This window comes from Kitasatospora sp. NEAU-CNBT7, from assembly GCF_057220535.1.
The window spans coordinates 49,807-63,008 of sequence record NZ_JBXQQB010000026.1 but is presented as its reverse complement, the minus strand read 5'-3'; the positions used below and the strand labels follow the sequence as shown (position 1 = coordinate 63,008).

At 74.9% G+C, this 13,202-nt stretch carries 15 protein-coding genes; 11 read left to right on the top strand and 4 right to left on the bottom strand.

The window, feature by feature from the left end:
• The first annotated feature begins 9 nt into the window (after positions 1 to 9).
• Positions 10 to 759 (top strand): tyrosine-protein phosphatase, encoded by a 750-nt coding sequence (locus AC2TEW_RS27925; protein WP_484626125.1) that lies wholly within the window; start codon positions 10 to 12, stop codon positions 757 to 759.
• Between the two features lie 362 nt (positions 760 to 1,121).
• Here AC2TEW_RS27925 and AC2TEW_RS27920 read toward each other — a convergent pair whose 3' ends face one another.
• Complete coding sequence (locus tag AC2TEW_RS27920) at positions 1,122 to 2,126, bottom strand: polysaccharide deacetylase family protein (RefSeq protein WP_484626124.1); 1,005 nt, start codon at positions 2,124 to 2,126, stop codon at positions 1,122 to 1,124.
• A gap of 299 nt (positions 2,127 to 2,425) precedes the next feature.
• Between AC2TEW_RS27920 and AC2TEW_RS27915 the strand changes: the two genes are divergently transcribed.
• The 6 genes from AC2TEW_RS27915 (at position 2,426) to AC2TEW_RS27890 (ending at position 6,972) form a co-directional block, all read left to right on the top strand.
• Entirely contained in the window at positions 2,426 to 2,665 is a 240-nt protein-coding gene (locus AC2TEW_RS27915) for a hypothetical protein (protein ID WP_484626123.1), read from the top strand.
• A 261-nt stretch (positions 2,666 to 2,926) separates the two neighbouring features.
• Positions 2,927 to 3,760: a polysaccharide deacetylase family protein gene (locus AC2TEW_RS27910; RefSeq protein WP_484626122.1), complete on the top strand. Its 834-nt coding sequence runs from the start codon at positions 2,927 to 2,929 to the stop codon at positions 3,758 to 3,760.
• On the top strand, positions 3,753 to 5,015 hold the full coding sequence (locus tag AC2TEW_RS27905; RefSeq protein WP_484626121.1) for a glycosyltransferase family 4 protein: 1,263 nt from the start codon (positions 3,753 to 3,755) through the stop codon (positions 5,013 to 5,015). Before AC2TEW_RS27910 ends, AC2TEW_RS27905 begins: the two co-directional genes overlap by 8 nt.
• Positions 5,016 to 5,052: 37 nt before the next feature.
• Positions 5,053 to 5,739, top strand: a complete 687-nt coding sequence (locus AC2TEW_RS27900) for a sugar transferase (protein ID WP_484626120.1) — start codon at positions 5,053 to 5,055, stop codon at positions 5,737 to 5,739.
• 115 nt (positions 5,740 to 5,854) lie between these two features.
• A complete protein-coding gene (locus AC2TEW_RS27895; RefSeq protein ID WP_484626119.1) occupies positions 5,855 to 6,475 on the top strand; it encodes an acetyltransferase in 621 nt (206 codons plus the stop codon).
• Positions 6,476 to 6,486: 11 nt separating this feature from the next.
• Positions 6,487 to 6,972, top strand: coding sequence for an NUDIX hydrolase (locus AC2TEW_RS27890; RefSeq protein WP_484626118.1), 486 nt, complete (start codon positions 6,487 to 6,489; stop codon positions 6,970 to 6,972).
• A gap of 7 nt (positions 6,973 to 6,979) precedes the next feature.
• Here AC2TEW_RS27890 and AC2TEW_RS27885 read toward each other — a convergent pair whose 3' ends face one another.
• Both AC2TEW_RS27885 and AC2TEW_RS27880 read right to left on the bottom strand, forming a co-directional pair.
• Positions 6,980 to 7,909: an NAD-dependent epimerase/dehydratase family protein gene (locus AC2TEW_RS27885; RefSeq protein ID WP_484626117.1), complete on the bottom strand. Its 930-nt coding sequence runs from the start codon at positions 7,907 to 7,909 to the stop codon at positions 6,980 to 6,982.
• Positions 7,910 to 8,047: 138 nt separating this feature from the next.
• On the bottom strand, positions 8,048 to 8,593 hold the full coding sequence (locus AC2TEW_RS27880) for a PTS-dependent dihydroxyacetone kinase phosphotransferase subunit DhaM (RefSeq protein ID WP_484626116.1): 546 nt from the start codon (positions 8,591 to 8,593) through the stop codon (positions 8,048 to 8,050).
• A 318-nt stretch (positions 8,594 to 8,911) separates the two neighbouring features.
• Between AC2TEW_RS27880 and AC2TEW_RS27875 the strand changes: the two genes are divergently transcribed.
• The 4 genes from AC2TEW_RS27875 (at position 8,912) to AC2TEW_RS27860 (ending at position 11,944) form a co-directional block, all read left to right on the top strand.
• Positions 8,912 to 9,172 carry a DUF397 domain-containing protein gene (locus AC2TEW_RS27875; RefSeq protein ID WP_484626115.1) on the top strand — a complete coding sequence of 87 codons (261 nt, stop codon included), beginning with the start codon at positions 8,912 to 8,914 and terminating at the stop codon, positions 9,170 to 9,172.
• A 749-nt stretch (positions 9,173 to 9,921) separates the two neighbouring features.
• Positions 9,922 to 10,416 carry a hypothetical protein gene (locus AC2TEW_RS27870; RefSeq protein WP_484626114.1) on the top strand — a complete coding sequence of 165 codons (495 nt, stop codon included), beginning with the start codon at positions 9,922 to 9,924 and terminating at the stop codon, positions 10,414 to 10,416.
• Positions 10,417 to 10,518: 102 nt separating this feature from the next.
• Positions 10,519 to 10,602, top strand: coding sequence for a putative leader peptide (locus tag AC2TEW_RS27865; RefSeq protein ID WP_363641195.1), 84 nt, complete (start codon positions 10,519 to 10,521; stop codon positions 10,600 to 10,602).
• 157 nt (positions 10,603 to 10,759) lie between these two features.
• Positions 10,760 to 11,944 (top strand): acyl-CoA dehydrogenase family protein, encoded by a 1,185-nt coding sequence (locus AC2TEW_RS27860; RefSeq protein WP_484626113.1) that lies wholly within the window; start codon positions 10,760 to 10,762, stop codon positions 11,942 to 11,944.
• A gap of 70 nt (positions 11,945 to 12,014) precedes the next feature.
• Here AC2TEW_RS27860 and AC2TEW_RS27855 read toward each other — a convergent pair whose 3' ends face one another.
• On the bottom strand, positions 12,015 to 13,202 hold the full coding sequence (locus AC2TEW_RS27855) for a phosphotransferase (protein WP_359891530.1): 1,188 nt from the start codon (positions 13,200 to 13,202) through the stop codon (positions 12,015 to 12,017).

The following is a 13,202-nucleotide window of genomic DNA, read 5'->3' as shown; positions in this document are numbered from 1 at the left end:
GATCCGGGCGTGACCGAACGACACCCGCCCTTCGAACGACACCTGCCCTTCGAGCGCCTGCACAACTTCCGGGACCTCGGCGGCTACCGCACCGACGACGGCCGGACGGTCCGTGACCGGCTGCTCTACCGCTCCGACTCGCTCGGCAAGCTGGCCGGCGACGACCTCGCCCGGTTCACGGCGCTCGGCGTGGGGACCGTCATCGACCTGCGGTACCCGTGGGAGATCGAACGGTCCGGCCGCGTCCCCGACCTCCCCGGCCTGAGCTACCACAACCTCAGCATCGAGCACCGCCCGTACGACCAGGCCTCGCTCGGCCCGGAGACCGACACCGTGCCGTTCCTGGCGGGCAAGTTCGCCGAGGTCGCCGCCGACGGGACGGCGGAGCTCGCCGAGGTGCTGCGGATCATCGCGGCGGCGGACCGGCCGCTGGTCTTCCACTGCGCGGCGGGCAAGGACCGGACCGGGATCGTCGCTGCGCTGGTGCTCACCCTGCTCGGCGTCGACGAGGACCAGATCACCGCCGATTTCGCGCTGACCGGCCTCGCCACCGACCGGTTCGTCGCCGACTGGCACACCCGCAACCCCGGCGCCACCCTCAGCTGGCCCGACTACGGCCGCGCCCCCGCCGCCATCATGACCACCTTCCTCGCCGACCTCACCACCACCTACGGCTCCACCACCACCTACGCCACCGACCACCTCGACGCCGACCCCGCCATGATCGCCACCCTCCGCACCCGCCTCCTCACCCCGTAGGGGAGACGCCTCTCGCTCCTACCGGTGCCCCCCGGCGGGTGTTGCTCTTGGGAGCACGGGTGCCCCCCCGGGGGGGTGCTGCTCCTGGGGGCGCGGGGAACTGCGCGAGCGGCGGCAGGAGCAGACCTGTACCGGCCGACGGTGGCCCGACGCTGCCCCGTGTGCCTCCCGCCCCCTACCGGTGCCCCCCGGGGGTGTTGCTCTTGGGGGCGCGGGTGCCCCCCGGGCGGGTGTTGCTTTTGGGGGGCGCGGGGAACTGCGCGAGCGGCGGCAGGGGCAGACCTGTACCGGCCGACGGTGGCCCGACGCTGCCCGGCGTGGCTCCCGTTTCGCGCAGTTCCCCGCGCCCCCGGTCGGCCGCCTCAGACGGCCACGCCGCGCCAGCGCTGGAGTGCCGGTTCGAGCCCCGAGAGGATGGTGTCGAATCTGCGGGTGCCGGTGGTGGAGTCGACCTGGAGGCGGCTGATCCGCAGCGGGTGGGCGGGCAGCCGGGGGCCGAGGCGGTGGTCGGAGAGGAAGCCGAGGCGGTACCCGAGCTGCCGCAGGACCGCATCGGCCCGCGGGTCGTACCCCCCGTCCGGGTAGGCGAAGGCGGTGGGCGGCTCGCCGAGCCACTTGCCGAGCGCCAGGTGGGCGCCGGCGATCTCGGAGTGCACGGTCGCGTCGTCGCAGCGCCCGAGCGAGGGGTGGCCGAGGGTGTGGTTGCCGATCGAGACGCCGTCGGCCTGCAGGGCGCGCAGGTCCTCGGGGGTGAGCTGCTCCTGGCGGGGCGGCCGGCGGTGGGCGCTGACCCGCAGTTCGTGCAGGCTGCGCCGGCGGTCCGGGTCGGGCAGGGCCTTGAGCCGGGCCAGCAGTTCGGCGGGCCGGCCGGTGGGGACCAGGCGGGAGCGGCCGCCGTTGCGCGCCAGGAACGCCGCCTCGTGCCACCAGAACGGCTGGTCGGTGCCGATAAGCTCGGCGATCACGAACGCGGCGGCGGGGATCCGCCGGACCGCGAGCGCGGGCAGGGCGTGGGTGAGGACGGACCGGTCGGTGTCGTCGAAGGTGATCAGGACGCTGCGCGGCGGGAGCGGACGGCCCTGGGCCACCGCCTGCTCGACGGCGGTCAGCGAGACCGGGGTCGCCAGCCGCCGGAGCCGGTCGAGCTGGGCGCCGAAGGAGCGCGGGTCGGTCACGCCGTGGTAGGCGAGGACGGCGAGCCGCTGGGCGGCGCGGGCCCGGAACAGCGGCTGGGCCGGGGAGAACCTGAGCCAGCTGCCGCGCCCGCCGGCGCTCCGCCCGGCCGTGCCGGCCGTCCGCGGCGCGGCCGCTGCGGTGACGGCTGTGGGTGGTGGGGTGCTGATGGTCGTGGTCTCGGAGTGCGGCACGGTTCCCCCCTCGGTCGCCGGTGCGGCGTGGCGGTACCGTCGGAAGGCGGAGCCCGGCCTCCGACCCCGGGCGCGGCGGCTCCGCCCCCGGGTTGATCCGGTCCGCGGCGGGGACTCCCAACCCATGCCACGGACGGCTCCTGGATCGCTCAATGTAGTGGAGACCACCGACGCGCCGGGATGGTTGTACGGCGGACGGCGACTTTTCGCGGGGGCGCTTTCCGGCGTCCTCGGGGCGCGTTCCGGGGCGCATTCCGACCGCTGTGCCGCTGTTCCGGCGTCGGGTTACCGTTGATGGCATGGCAGATACCGGAAGTCACCGCTCCGTCACCGGGCGGGTGCACCGCCAGCACCAGTGGCTGCTGGCCTTCGCCGGGGCGGCGTGCGTCGCGTTCGGCATCCTGGTGGCCGTGGTGGTCCCGGACAGCGGGGGTCCGGCCTGGGTGATGGCGGTGGCCGGCTGCCTGGCGGCCGGGCTGCTGCTGCTGGCCAGGGTGGTGCTGGCCAGGCTCCGGCCGCCGGGCGGGACCCCGTCGTAGCACCGGAAGGGCGCCCGCTGCGGGGCGGAAGCCGCACCGCGGGGTCACCGGTCGTTCGCCGTCCGTTCGCAAACGTTCAGAATCCGGACATGCCCGGTCGGACCGCCTGATTTTCGGCCTACCTACCCTCTTCTTTCACATTTCCCGGGCAGCAGCCCCATATTTCCCCCTACTGTGGGTCCCGCCGGTCTCCAGCGTCCGCTGGGGCCGGGCGAGAGTCCGCTGGCCGGCACCGGGGAGGGTGCCGCAGAGGGGGTAACGATGGGCACCACCGCCGCGCCCGCGGCAGCCGCAGGCATCAGGGCGCAGGTCAAGCAGCAGCTCGCGCGGGCCGCGGGCCGGGCCCCGGGGGAGGGCGCCACGGTCCTCATCTACCACCGGATCGGCGGCGGCACCGGCGACGAACTCGACGTCACCACCGCCGACTTCACCGCCCAGGCCGATCTGCTCGCCGAGCTGCCGCCCGGCCGGGTGGTCTCGCTGGACGAGGCCACCGACCGGCTGCGGGCCGGCCGCCGGACCCCCAGTACCGTCCTCACCTTCGACGACGGCTTCGCGGACGTCCACCAGAACGCCTGGCCGCTGCTCAAGGAGCGGGCGCTGCCCTTCACCGTCTATCTGACCAGCGGTCAGGTCGGCGGCGAGATGCGCTGGGAGGGCTCCACCGCCAAGGGCGAGAGCGGCCGCGGCCTCAGCTGGGAGCAGCTGCGGGAGATGACCGACTCGGGCCTGTGCACGGTCGCCAACCACACCCGCACCCACGCCCGTCCGGAGCTGCTCACGCTGGCCGAGCTGGACGGCTGCAACGACGACGTCGAGCAGCACCTGGGCGTCCGGCCGCAGCACTTCGCGTACACCTGGGGCGTCACCGTCCCGCACATGGAGGCGGCGCTGCGGGCCCGGTTCCGGACCTCCGCCACCGGCCAGGTCGGGCGCAACCTGCCCGGCTTCGACCCGGCCCGGTTCTGCCGGGTCCCGGTCCGCCGGACCGACCCGATCGACTTCTTCCGCGCCAAGTTCTACGGCCGACTGATCCCGGAGCGGGCCTACGCCCGGATCGTCGCCACCGCGAAGGCGGTGGGCGCCCGTGCCTGAGCCCCTCGCACCGGAGCCCCTCGCGCCCCGGCCCGCCACGCCCGAACCGGCCACATCCGAGCCGGCCCCGGCCGAGCCCGCCGTCCCGGCCGTCCCGCGGCTGCGCGGCCCCGGCGGGCGGCCGCTGCGGGTCGCCCACCTGACCACCGTCGACATGAGCCTGCAGCTGCTGCTGGCCACCGAGCTCAAGGTCGACCTGGAGGCCGGCTTCGAGACCTACGGCATCAGCGCCCCCGGTCCGTACGTGCCGCAGCTGGAGGCGATCGGCGTCCGGCACGAGCCGCTGCACGCGCTGACCCGCTCCTGGGAGCCGCGGGCCGACGCGGCCGCCGGCCGGGAGCTGCTGGCCGTGCTGCGCCGGATCCGGCCCGACGTGCTGCACACCCACAACCCGAAGACCGGGGTGCTCGGGCGGGTGCTGGGCCGGGCGGCCGGGGTGCCGGTGGTGGTCAACACCTGCCACGGCCTGTGGGCGCAGGCCCACGACCCGCTGGCGAAGCGGGCGTTCGTGCTCGGGGCGGAGGCCTTCGCGGCCCGCTTCTCGCACGCCGAGCTGTACCAGAACGGCGAGGACCGCACCACGCTGGCGCGGGCCGTCCCCGGCCGGCGCTCCCGGGTGGTGGGCAACGGCGTCGACCTGTCCCGCTTCACCGCGGACCCGGCCGACCGGGCCCGGATCCGGGCCGCGCTCGGCGTCGGCGAGGACGAACTGCTGGTCGGCGGGGTCGGCCGCCGGGTCGCCGAGAAGGGCATCCGGGAGTACGCCGAGGCGGCCCGGGCGCTGGCCGGCAAGGCCAGGTTCGTCTGGATCGGCCCCGAGGACCCGGACAAGCCCGACGCGCTCGGCGACGACCCCGCTGCCGGCGGCGTCGAGTTCCTCGGCAGCCGCAGCGACATGCCCGAGCTGTACGCCGCCCTGGACGTCTTCGTACTCCCCTCCTACCGGGAGGGGTTCTCCCGCTCCGCCATGGAGGCCGCCGCCAGCGGTCTGCCGATGGTGCTCAGTGACATCCGCGGCTGCCGGGAGATCGGCACCGACGGAGAGCACCTGCTGCTCGCACCACCCGGCGACGCCGGGGCCCTCACCACGGCGCTGGACCGGCTCCTCACCGAGCCGGCCCTGCGTGAGCAGTTGGGTACGGCGGCCCGTCGCCGTGCCCTGGCGCAGTTCGACCAGCGGGCGGTCGCCCGGGTCTCGCTGGAGACCTATGCGGCCGTGGCCAGGGCGCGCGGTCTGCCCTGGTCGGTCGGCTGAGCCGCACACCCGTCGCACCACGAAAGTTGGGGGAGTCATGCCTGTTGGGGGAGGAATCCGGCGAGGGGGGGACCTTGCCGTCGCCGCGCTGGCCGGGGCGGTCGCGCTCCCGCTCGGCCTGGTGATCGCACTGCTGATCCGCTGCACCATGGGCGGACCGGTGATCTTCCGTCAGACCCGGACCGGGCGGGACGGGAGGGAGTTCTCGATCCTCAAGTTCCGCACCATGCGGGACAAACGTTTCGCCGAGGAGGAGGACGCCCCCCGGATCACCCGGCTGGGTGCCCTGCTCCGCAAGACCAGTCTGGACGAGTTGCCGCAGCTGTGGAACGTGGCCCGCGGTGACATGGGCATCATCGGCCCCCGGCCGACCCTGCCCGAGCAGGTCGTCCACTACTCGGCCCGCCAGCGCGGCCGGCTCGCCATGCGGCCCGGTCTCACCGGCTGGGCCCAGGTCCGCGGCCGCAACTCGATCAGCTGGCCCGAGCGGATCGAGCTGGACCTCTGGTACATCGCCAACCGCTCGGCCCTGCTCGACCTGCGGATCCTCGCGCTGACGGCCAAGCAGCTGCTGCGCCCGCAGGGCATCACCGCGGCCGGCGGGGTCAACCCGGGCTTCCCGGCGCCGTCCGAGCTGCCCGTCCAGCGGGTCGTGCTGCCCCGGCAGGCGACCGGGCCGCGGCTCGCCGGGCAGCCGGTGGTGGCGGTCGAGGAAGCCTCCTGAGGGGCTGAACCGGCTACCGTGCGGTCCGTGCAGTACCCGGGGGCCGGGGTCCGTACCGCGGACCCCGGCCCCTTCCTCTCTCCACCCGAGCCACCCGAGTGCCCAGGAGGCAGTGTTGACCGAGTCGTTGTGGATCGCGGGAGCCGGCGGGGTCGGCCGGGAGGCGCTCGACACGGCGCTGGCCGCCGGGGTGCCGGTGGCCGGCTTCCTGGACGACCGCGCCCACGGCGGTACCGTCCGCGGCCTGCCGGTGCTCTCCCCGGACCGGCTCCCGGCGGGCGCGCGCTACCTGGTCGGGATCGCCGACCCCGCGGTCCGTCGCCGGCTGGCCGCGCTGCTGGACGGCCTCGGCGGGGCCGCCACCACCCTGGTCCACCCGCGGGCGCTGATCGCCCCGGAGACCGAGCTGGGCCCCGGCTGCCTGGTGATGGGCGGCGCGTACGTCTCCAGCGGGGTCCGGCTCGGCGCCCACAGCCAGGTGCATTACAACGCCACGGTCGGCCACGACAGCGTGTTCGGCGAGCGGGTGACGGTGTATCCGGGGGGCAACGTGTCCGGTTCGGTGCTGCTCGAGGACGAGACCACGGTGGGCAGCAACGCGGTGGTGCTGCAGGGCCGCAAGGTGGGCCGGGGGGCGTTCGTGGGGGCCGCCGCGGTGGTCACCCGTGATGTGGCCGCCGACACCGTGGTGGTGGGCACCCCGGCACGGCAGCTGCGGCGGACCGACGCCCGCTAGGCTCACGTCCCATGGCCATCCCCGCGTTCCTCGCCGAACTCCGTGCCCTCGTCGGTACCCGCCCGCTCTGGCTCCCCGGGGTCGCCGCCGTCGTCCTGGACGACGACGGACGGCTGCTGCTCGGGCGCCGCGCCGACGACGGCCGCTGGGCCCTGGTCGGCGGCATCCTCGACCCGGGTGAGGAGCCGGCGGACGGGGTGGTGCGCGAGGTCCTGGAGGAGACCGGTGTGCTGGTCGAGCCCGAGGCGCTGACCATGGTCTCGACCTCGCCGATGGTCCACTACCCGAACGGCGACCAGGCGCAGTACCTGGACCTGACCTTCCGCTGCCGCTACCGCTCGGGCGAGGCCCGGGTGAACGACGACGAGTCGCTGGCGGTCGGCTGGTTCACCCGGGACGCGCTGCCCGAGCTGGACGCCTACACCGCCCGGCGGATCGGCCTCGCCCTCGAGTTCAAGGGCGAGGCCGTGTTCTCCTTCGGCGGTCAGCCCGCCTGAGCGGACGTCAGAGCGTTCGGAACCAGGCGGCGGTGCGCTCCAGGCCCTCGCGCAGCGGCACCGGCACCACCTCGGGGAAGAGCTCCCGCAGCCGGGCGTTGTCGGCCTGTGAGTCGCGCACGTCCCCGGGCCGTGGGTCGACGTGCTCGGCGGCCAGGTCGGCGCCGAGCACCGAGCCCAGTTCGGCGATCAGTTCCAGCAGGCTGGTCCGGGTGCCGAAGGCCAGGTTGACCGGGTCCGGGTGGACCACCCGCCGCACCACCGCCTCGGTGATCACCTGGGTGACCGTGCCGACGTAGGTGAAGTCCCGGCTCTGCCCGCCGTCCCCGTGCACGGTCAGCGGCCGTCCGGCCAGCGCCGCGTCCAGGAAGGCCGGCACCACGGCCGCGTACGCGTGTCCGGCCGGCTGCAGCGGCCCGAAGACGTTGAAGAAGCGCAGCGGCAGCACGCCCAGGCCGTAACAGTGGTGGTAGGCCGCCAGGTACGACTCGGAGGCCAGCTTGCTGACCGCGTACGGGCTCATCGGGGCGGTGCGCATGGTCTCGCGCTTGGGCAGCTCCCGGTTGGCGCCGTAGACCGAGGACGACGAGGCGGCCACCACGTACGGCCCGCCGGCCCGGCGGGCGGCCTCCAGCACCTCCAGGGTGCCGGTGGCGTTGGCGTGGTGGCTGGCCAGTGGATCGGCGATCGAGCGTGGCACCGACGGCAGCGCGGCCAGGTGCACCACGGCGTCGGCGCCGGTCAGAGCGGTGTCGAGCAGGTCGCGGTCCAGGATGGTGCCTTCGAGCAGGGTCACGTCGACCCCTTCCAGATTGGCCTTCCGACCGGTGACGAAGTTGTCCACCACCCGGACCTCGGACACTTCCGGACGGGCCAGCAGCGCCCGGGCCAGGTTGGCTCCGATGAATCCTGCCCCGCCGGTCACGACCACGCGCATGGCTGGGACTCCCCCCACAGATCGGCGGAGCCTCCCCAGCTCCGCGCACTGGCCCGATGCTAGCGACGGAGCACCCTGCGGCGTGGGCGTTCTCGCCACAATTGCCCTTTCCCACCTGAGAGTTTGCGCCCGGTGGGTTCAGAGCTTGCGCTGCCGGTAGGTCTCCTCGGCGGCGTCCAGCACGGCCGACAGGTCGCCGCCGGCGGTCGCGGTGACCACCGCGGCGACCGCTCCCTCCACGAACGGCGCGTCGGCGAACCGGACCGGGAACGGCAGCCCGTGCTCGTCCGCCTCCGAGAGCAGCGCCAGCACGGTGGAGACCGCCGTGCCGAGGTCGCACAGCACGGCCACACCGTGGCCCTGGTCGACCCGGCGGGCGGCCGCCGCGATCAGCACCGCGCTGGTGCCCGGACCGTCGCCGAGGCTGCCGCCGGTCGCCGCGACCGGCGCCGGGTCGGCGCTGTCGGCCAGGTCCAGCGCCAGCGCCCGTACGGCGAGGGCCAGTTCCTGGCTGTGCGAGACCAGGACCACGCCGACCCGGCCGAGCCCGGTCGGCCGGGACGGGCGCGGCACGGTGGCCGTGCGCGGGTCCGCGGGTGCGGCAGGCGAGCCCGGCGCGCCCGGCGCGGACGGTGCGTCGGAGATGGGGATGACATCGGCGCTCGCGGCATCCCGGCGGTGCATCGGCGGCTCCCTGGGTCGTGCGGCCTGGTCGTCCTGGTCCTCGTACGGCGCACGTGGCGTGGGAACGGCGTGCGCGCCGCGGGTGCGGCGCGCGGGGGCCCGGGCGGGCCCGGCATCGCGCCGGAGCACCACTCTCGCAGCCGAGCGCGCCCGAGGGGCCGAAACTCGCCGGGTCACCGCATAGCACAACGGGACACCCCGGCGGGTGCGGATCACCGGTTAATGGCCCGCACCGGTCGGGAAGTCCGCACGATCCCCCGCCGGCCGCCACCCGCCTGGCTACGCTGGGCCCTTCGGACGGATCGGGAGGAGCACGGCATGAGTACGAGTGTCGAGAGCAGCGGTACCGGGGTCCTGGCGGCGGCCGGCAAGCCGGTGCTGGACCTGACCGGGGCCGAGTGGCTCTCCAGCAGCCAGGGGTCCGTCCCCGGCGGTGGCGAGGTCCAGATCGCCTTCGTGGAGGGCTACATCGCGATGCGCGACGGCCGGGACCCGGACGGCCCCGCACTGATCTTCACCCCGGCCGAGTGGCGGGCCTTCGTCCTCGGGGCCCGGGACGGCGAGTTCGACCTCACCTGAGCCGGTGCCCGCGGCGGGGGTGCGGCACTGCTGCGCCCCCGGGGTGCCGTCCGCTGCACCCGACTGAACCGTCGGTGTCGGTTCGGGGTCCGGGGAGGTCACAAATGAATTCTGATGGACCGGTTCTTGTTGACTGTTCGACAAGCATCGGATCACAGTAAGAGCAGGCAGACGCCGTGCCCACCGCCCCCACGCGGTAATGGCACGGCGCCCGCTGTGTTGCCCGTCATCGGCGCCGATGACGAACTCCTCCCGTGTGTGTTCCCCAACCGCACCGAGGTGCGTTGCCGGTCCCGGCCCCACCAGAGGGCCGGCAGTCGCCGGGAGGACGGCCCCGCCCGCCGAGAGCTACTCGGAAGTCGGTGCCTCGCCCGGGATCCGCACGCCCCCACGCGGCGGTGTCCCGGGCAAGGTCCGCGGATGCGACAGGCCGGGGCCCCGCGAACCTGGTCTGTGGAGTTGTGTTCGCCGGTGCCGGTCGGGGGTTCCGTGGCCGACTCCGGTGGAGTGGGGCAGATGTAGCTGGCCGAGCAGGTGGTCCGCACGACGATGCACACAGCGAAGGGACGCGCAAAAAGGCGCGCTGGGACAAGCCGCCCCCCGGTGGACCGAGCCCACAGCGGCTGTCGTGCTGAACCGAACGTAGCCCGGACGGTTGCTCAGAGTCAACATTGGTCCCTGAGCGTAGATCTCGGCCTGATCACCCCCCGGTCGCAGGTGGGCCGGTCGCGGGCACGTACGATGGTGTCATGTCATTTCTCCGCCGTCGCTCCGGCTCGCCCGCCGGCCCGGACTTCGACGTGCTCGCGATGGACCCGGGCGACTGGCCCGGCCACTTCGGGGCCATGGTGATGACCGGCACGGACGGCTCCTGCCAGGGGATCTTCCTCCGGTACGACCTGCTCGGCGGCAGAGGCCCCGCGATGTTCATCGGCAACCTGCCGGAGACCTCCCCGGCCCGCGAGTCCGAGGACGGCGTCCCGTTCGAGGTCCGCCAGCTGCTGGCGGCGCTGGAGCACGAGGAGCCGGTCGACCTGGTCTCGGCCGAGGACTTCCCGGTCATGCTCGGCGACGACCTGCTGATCGTGAAGAAGGTCAAGGTCTCCGAGGAGCGGGTGTTCTGCTCCCAGTTCGGCCGCAACGACGGCGTCCAGGTCACCATCGCCTCCTGGGACCGGCCGATTTCGGACGACCTCTACCAGCTGCTCAAGCCGCTGCCGGCCGACATGTTCAAGCAGGGCTGAACCGGGTCCCCGAGCCGGGCCGGACCGCCCGGGCCCGCCGGGCCCGGCGACCGCCCCGACCTGGCTTGACGGTATCGATCAGCCCTTCGTACAGTCACGACCATGTCACGTCGCCTCCCGCTGCTGACCCGTCGCAGGCATCTCGACCTGCGGCGCACCGCCGGCGCGTCGTGTCCGGGCCGCTGAGGCGGAGCCGAACGCTCCGCCGCCGGCACCCGGTCGGCCGGTCGGCCGTCCACTCCCCGCCCCGGGGCCCGGGGTGCCGCATCCCGTCGGCGCACGCCCGTCCGCGTGCCACCCGCACCATGCCGCATCCCACGCTGCCGCCCGGAGGCACCCGCTGATGACCCAGACCGCCGGCCCCACCGCCGAGGACCGCACCGCCGTCACCGAGGCACTGGGCCGGCTGCCCCGGGTGGTGGACCTGCTGGCCGCCCGGGCCGAGGAGCACGACCGCGACGGCACCTTCCCCTACCAGGGGATCGAGGCCGTGCACGAGGCCGGACTGCTCACCCTGACCGTCGGCCGGCGCTTCGGCGGCCCCGGCGGCACGCTGCTGGACACCGTCCGGGTGCTCGCCCGGCTCGGCCGGGGGGACGCCTCGGTCGCCGTGCTCACCGCCTTCACCCTGCTCCAGCACGCCGAGCAGGCCAGGACCGGGGCCTGGCCCACGGCCGGCTACCGGCGCTTCCTGACGGAGTCCCGGCGCGGACCGGCCCTGGTCAACACGCTGCGCGCGGAGCCCGCCGGGGCCGGCCCGCTGCCCGGCACCGTCGCCCGATGGGACGGCGAGGCCTGGCGGCTGACGGGCCGTAAGTCGGACTGCGCGGGCGCCGAGGCGCTCGCCTGGATGGCGGTCTGGGCCCGGACCGAGGAGGACGTGCCGCGGGTCGGCGCCTTCCTGGTGCGCGGCGACAGCGAAGGCGTCGAGATCGACCCGACCTGGGACCAGCTCGGACTGCGGGCCAGCGCCGGCCACGACGTGGTCCTGGACGGCGTCCGGGTGGCACCCGAGGGCGCGCTGCGGCTGACCGTCCCCGGCGCAGCCCCCGCGGCGGAGCAGGCGGCCGAAGGGACCACCCGGGCCTGGCACGACCTGGCGCTGTGCGCCGTGCAGCTCGGGGTGGCGCGGGCGGCGCAGGAGTGGCTGGTGAGGTTCCTCCAGCAGCGCACTCCGGCCAATCTCACCGAACCGCTGGCCACTCTGCCGCGGTACCGGACCGCGCTCGGCGAGATCGCGGCCGCCCTGATCGGCGCCGAGGAGCTCGTGCACGGCCTGGCCGCCGGGATCGACCGCAACGAGCCCGAGGCGGTCGCCCGGACCGGCGCGGCCCAACTGCTGGTCAACCGGGCCGTCACCACCGCCGTCCAGCAGGCGGTCTCGCTCACCGGGAACCCCGGCCTGAGTCGGCGTCACCCGCTGGAGCGCTACCTGCGGGACGTCCTCGGCGGCCGCACCTACTTCCCGGCGGACGAGCTGGTGCTCGACGCGATCGGCCGGGCGGCCCTCGACCGCCCGGCCCGGTGACCGCCGGTCCCTAGGTCTCCCGACCGGTCCCGACCGGCTGCGGCCCGCCGCGGTGCGGCGGGCCGGTCCGTCAGCGGGTGCCGACGGCCGCGCGGACCGCGCGCCGGGCCAGCGCCGCGTCGTCGTACAGCCGGCGGATCATGATCCGCTGCTCCTCGCCGGCGCCCGGCACGTCGTGCAGCCGGATCTCCCGCATCAGCACCGTGACCAGGTTGACCAGGAACGCGTCCCGGGCCAGGGTGCCGCCGGACTGGGCGAGTTGGCTGATCTGGCGGCGGGCCGCGGAGTCCCCGGAGAGCACGCTCCAGAGCACCGCGAGGTCGTACCCGGGCAGGTACCAGCCGGCCTCCTCCCAGTCGACCAGCACCGGCCCGGACGGGGCCAGCAGCAGGTTGCCGAGCAGCGCGTCGCCGTGGCACAGCTGCCAGGGGACGTGCGCCAGGCCGTGCAGCAGCTGCCGCAGGTCGCCCGCGTCGCGGTCGGTGAGCTGGCCGACCGAGTGGTAGCGGGCCACCTCGAGCTGGTAGTCGAGCGGCTTGCCGAACACGTCGGTGGGCGGCCGCCACAGGTTGAGCGTGCGCACCGCGCCGAGCACGGCCCTGACCTCGCCCGGGGTGGGCGCGTTGACCGGGTGCCGCTCCCGGGCGGCCGGGCGGCCGGGGACCCGCTCCAGGACCAGCACGCAGCGGTCCTGGTCGGCGGCGACCAGCCGGGGCAGCCGGACCGGCGGGCGGTGCCGGACGAAGGCCCGGTAGACCGCGATCTCGTGGTGGAAGCGCTCCACCAGCTGCTCGCTCTGCGGGCCGCGCAGCGCCTGTGGGGCCAGGCACTTGGCGACCACGGGGGCGCGGCCGATGGTGCCGGCGACGAGGATGTGGCGGCTGCCCTCCCGGAGCACCTGGCGGGGGAGGAAGGCGGGACATATCCGCGAGATGTTGGCGAGCGCGGCGCGCACGGCCGGGGTCTGCAGCGCGGCGGGGTCGACCCGGTCGACGAAGCCCTCGGGGGTGCGGGAGTTCAGCAGCCGTCCGGCGGCGGCCCGGTGGCCGACCGGCTCGGCCTGCCGCGGCAGCAGCGCGGTGCGGCCGCCGAGCGCGCGGGGATCGCGCAGCTCGCCGCCGCGGGGAGCCGGCCGGCCGCCGGCAGCCGTGGGCGGCCGCAGCCCGGGACGGGGCTGGCCGGCGGGGTGACGCGGTGCGCCGCCGTCGAGTTGGGTGGGATTCGACGGGCGGGCGCCGGTGCTGGCGGAGGAGTACAT

Coding starts and splice junctions, on each gene's coding strand:
- AC2TEW_RS27860 (WP_484626113.1), top strand. CDS start 10,760: ATGACCCAGACCGCCGGCCCCACCGCCGAGGACCGCACCGCCGTCACC.
- AC2TEW_RS27900 (WP_484626120.1), top strand. CDS start 5,053: ATGCCTGTTGGGGGAGGAATCCGGCGAGGGGGGGACCTTGCCGTCGCC.
- AC2TEW_RS27915 (WP_484626123.1), top strand. CDS start 2,426: ATGGCAGATACCGGAAGTCACCGCTCCGTCACCGGGCGGGTGCACCGC.
- AC2TEW_RS27865 (WP_363641195.1), top strand. CDS start 10,519: ATGTCACGTCGCCTCCCGCTGCTGACCCGTCGCAGGCATCTCGACCTG.
- AC2TEW_RS27885 (WP_484626117.1), bottom strand. CDS start 7,909: ATGCGCGTGGTCGTGACCGGCGGGGCAGGATTCATCGGAGCCAACCTG.
- AC2TEW_RS27910 (WP_484626122.1), top strand. CDS start 2,927: ATGGGCACCACCGCCGCGCCCGCGGCAGCCGCAGGCATCAGGGCGCAG.
- AC2TEW_RS27870 (WP_484626114.1), top strand. CDS start 9,922: ATGTCATTTCTCCGCCGTCGCTCCGGCTCGCCCGCCGGCCCGGACTTC.
- AC2TEW_RS27890 (WP_484626118.1), top strand. CDS start 6,487: ATGGCCATCCCCGCGTTCCTCGCCGAACTCCGTGCCCTCGTCGGTACC.
- AC2TEW_RS27880 (WP_484626116.1), bottom strand. CDS start 8,593: ATGCACCGCCGGGATGCCGCGAGCGCCGATGTCATCCCCATCTCCGAC.
- AC2TEW_RS27855 (WP_359891530.1), bottom strand. CDS start 13,202: ATGTACTCCTCCGCCAGCACCGGCGCCCGCCCGTCGAATCCCACCCAA.
- AC2TEW_RS27875 (WP_484626115.1), top strand. CDS start 8,912: ATGAGTACGAGTGTCGAGAGCAGCGGTACCGGGGTCCTGGCGGCGGCC.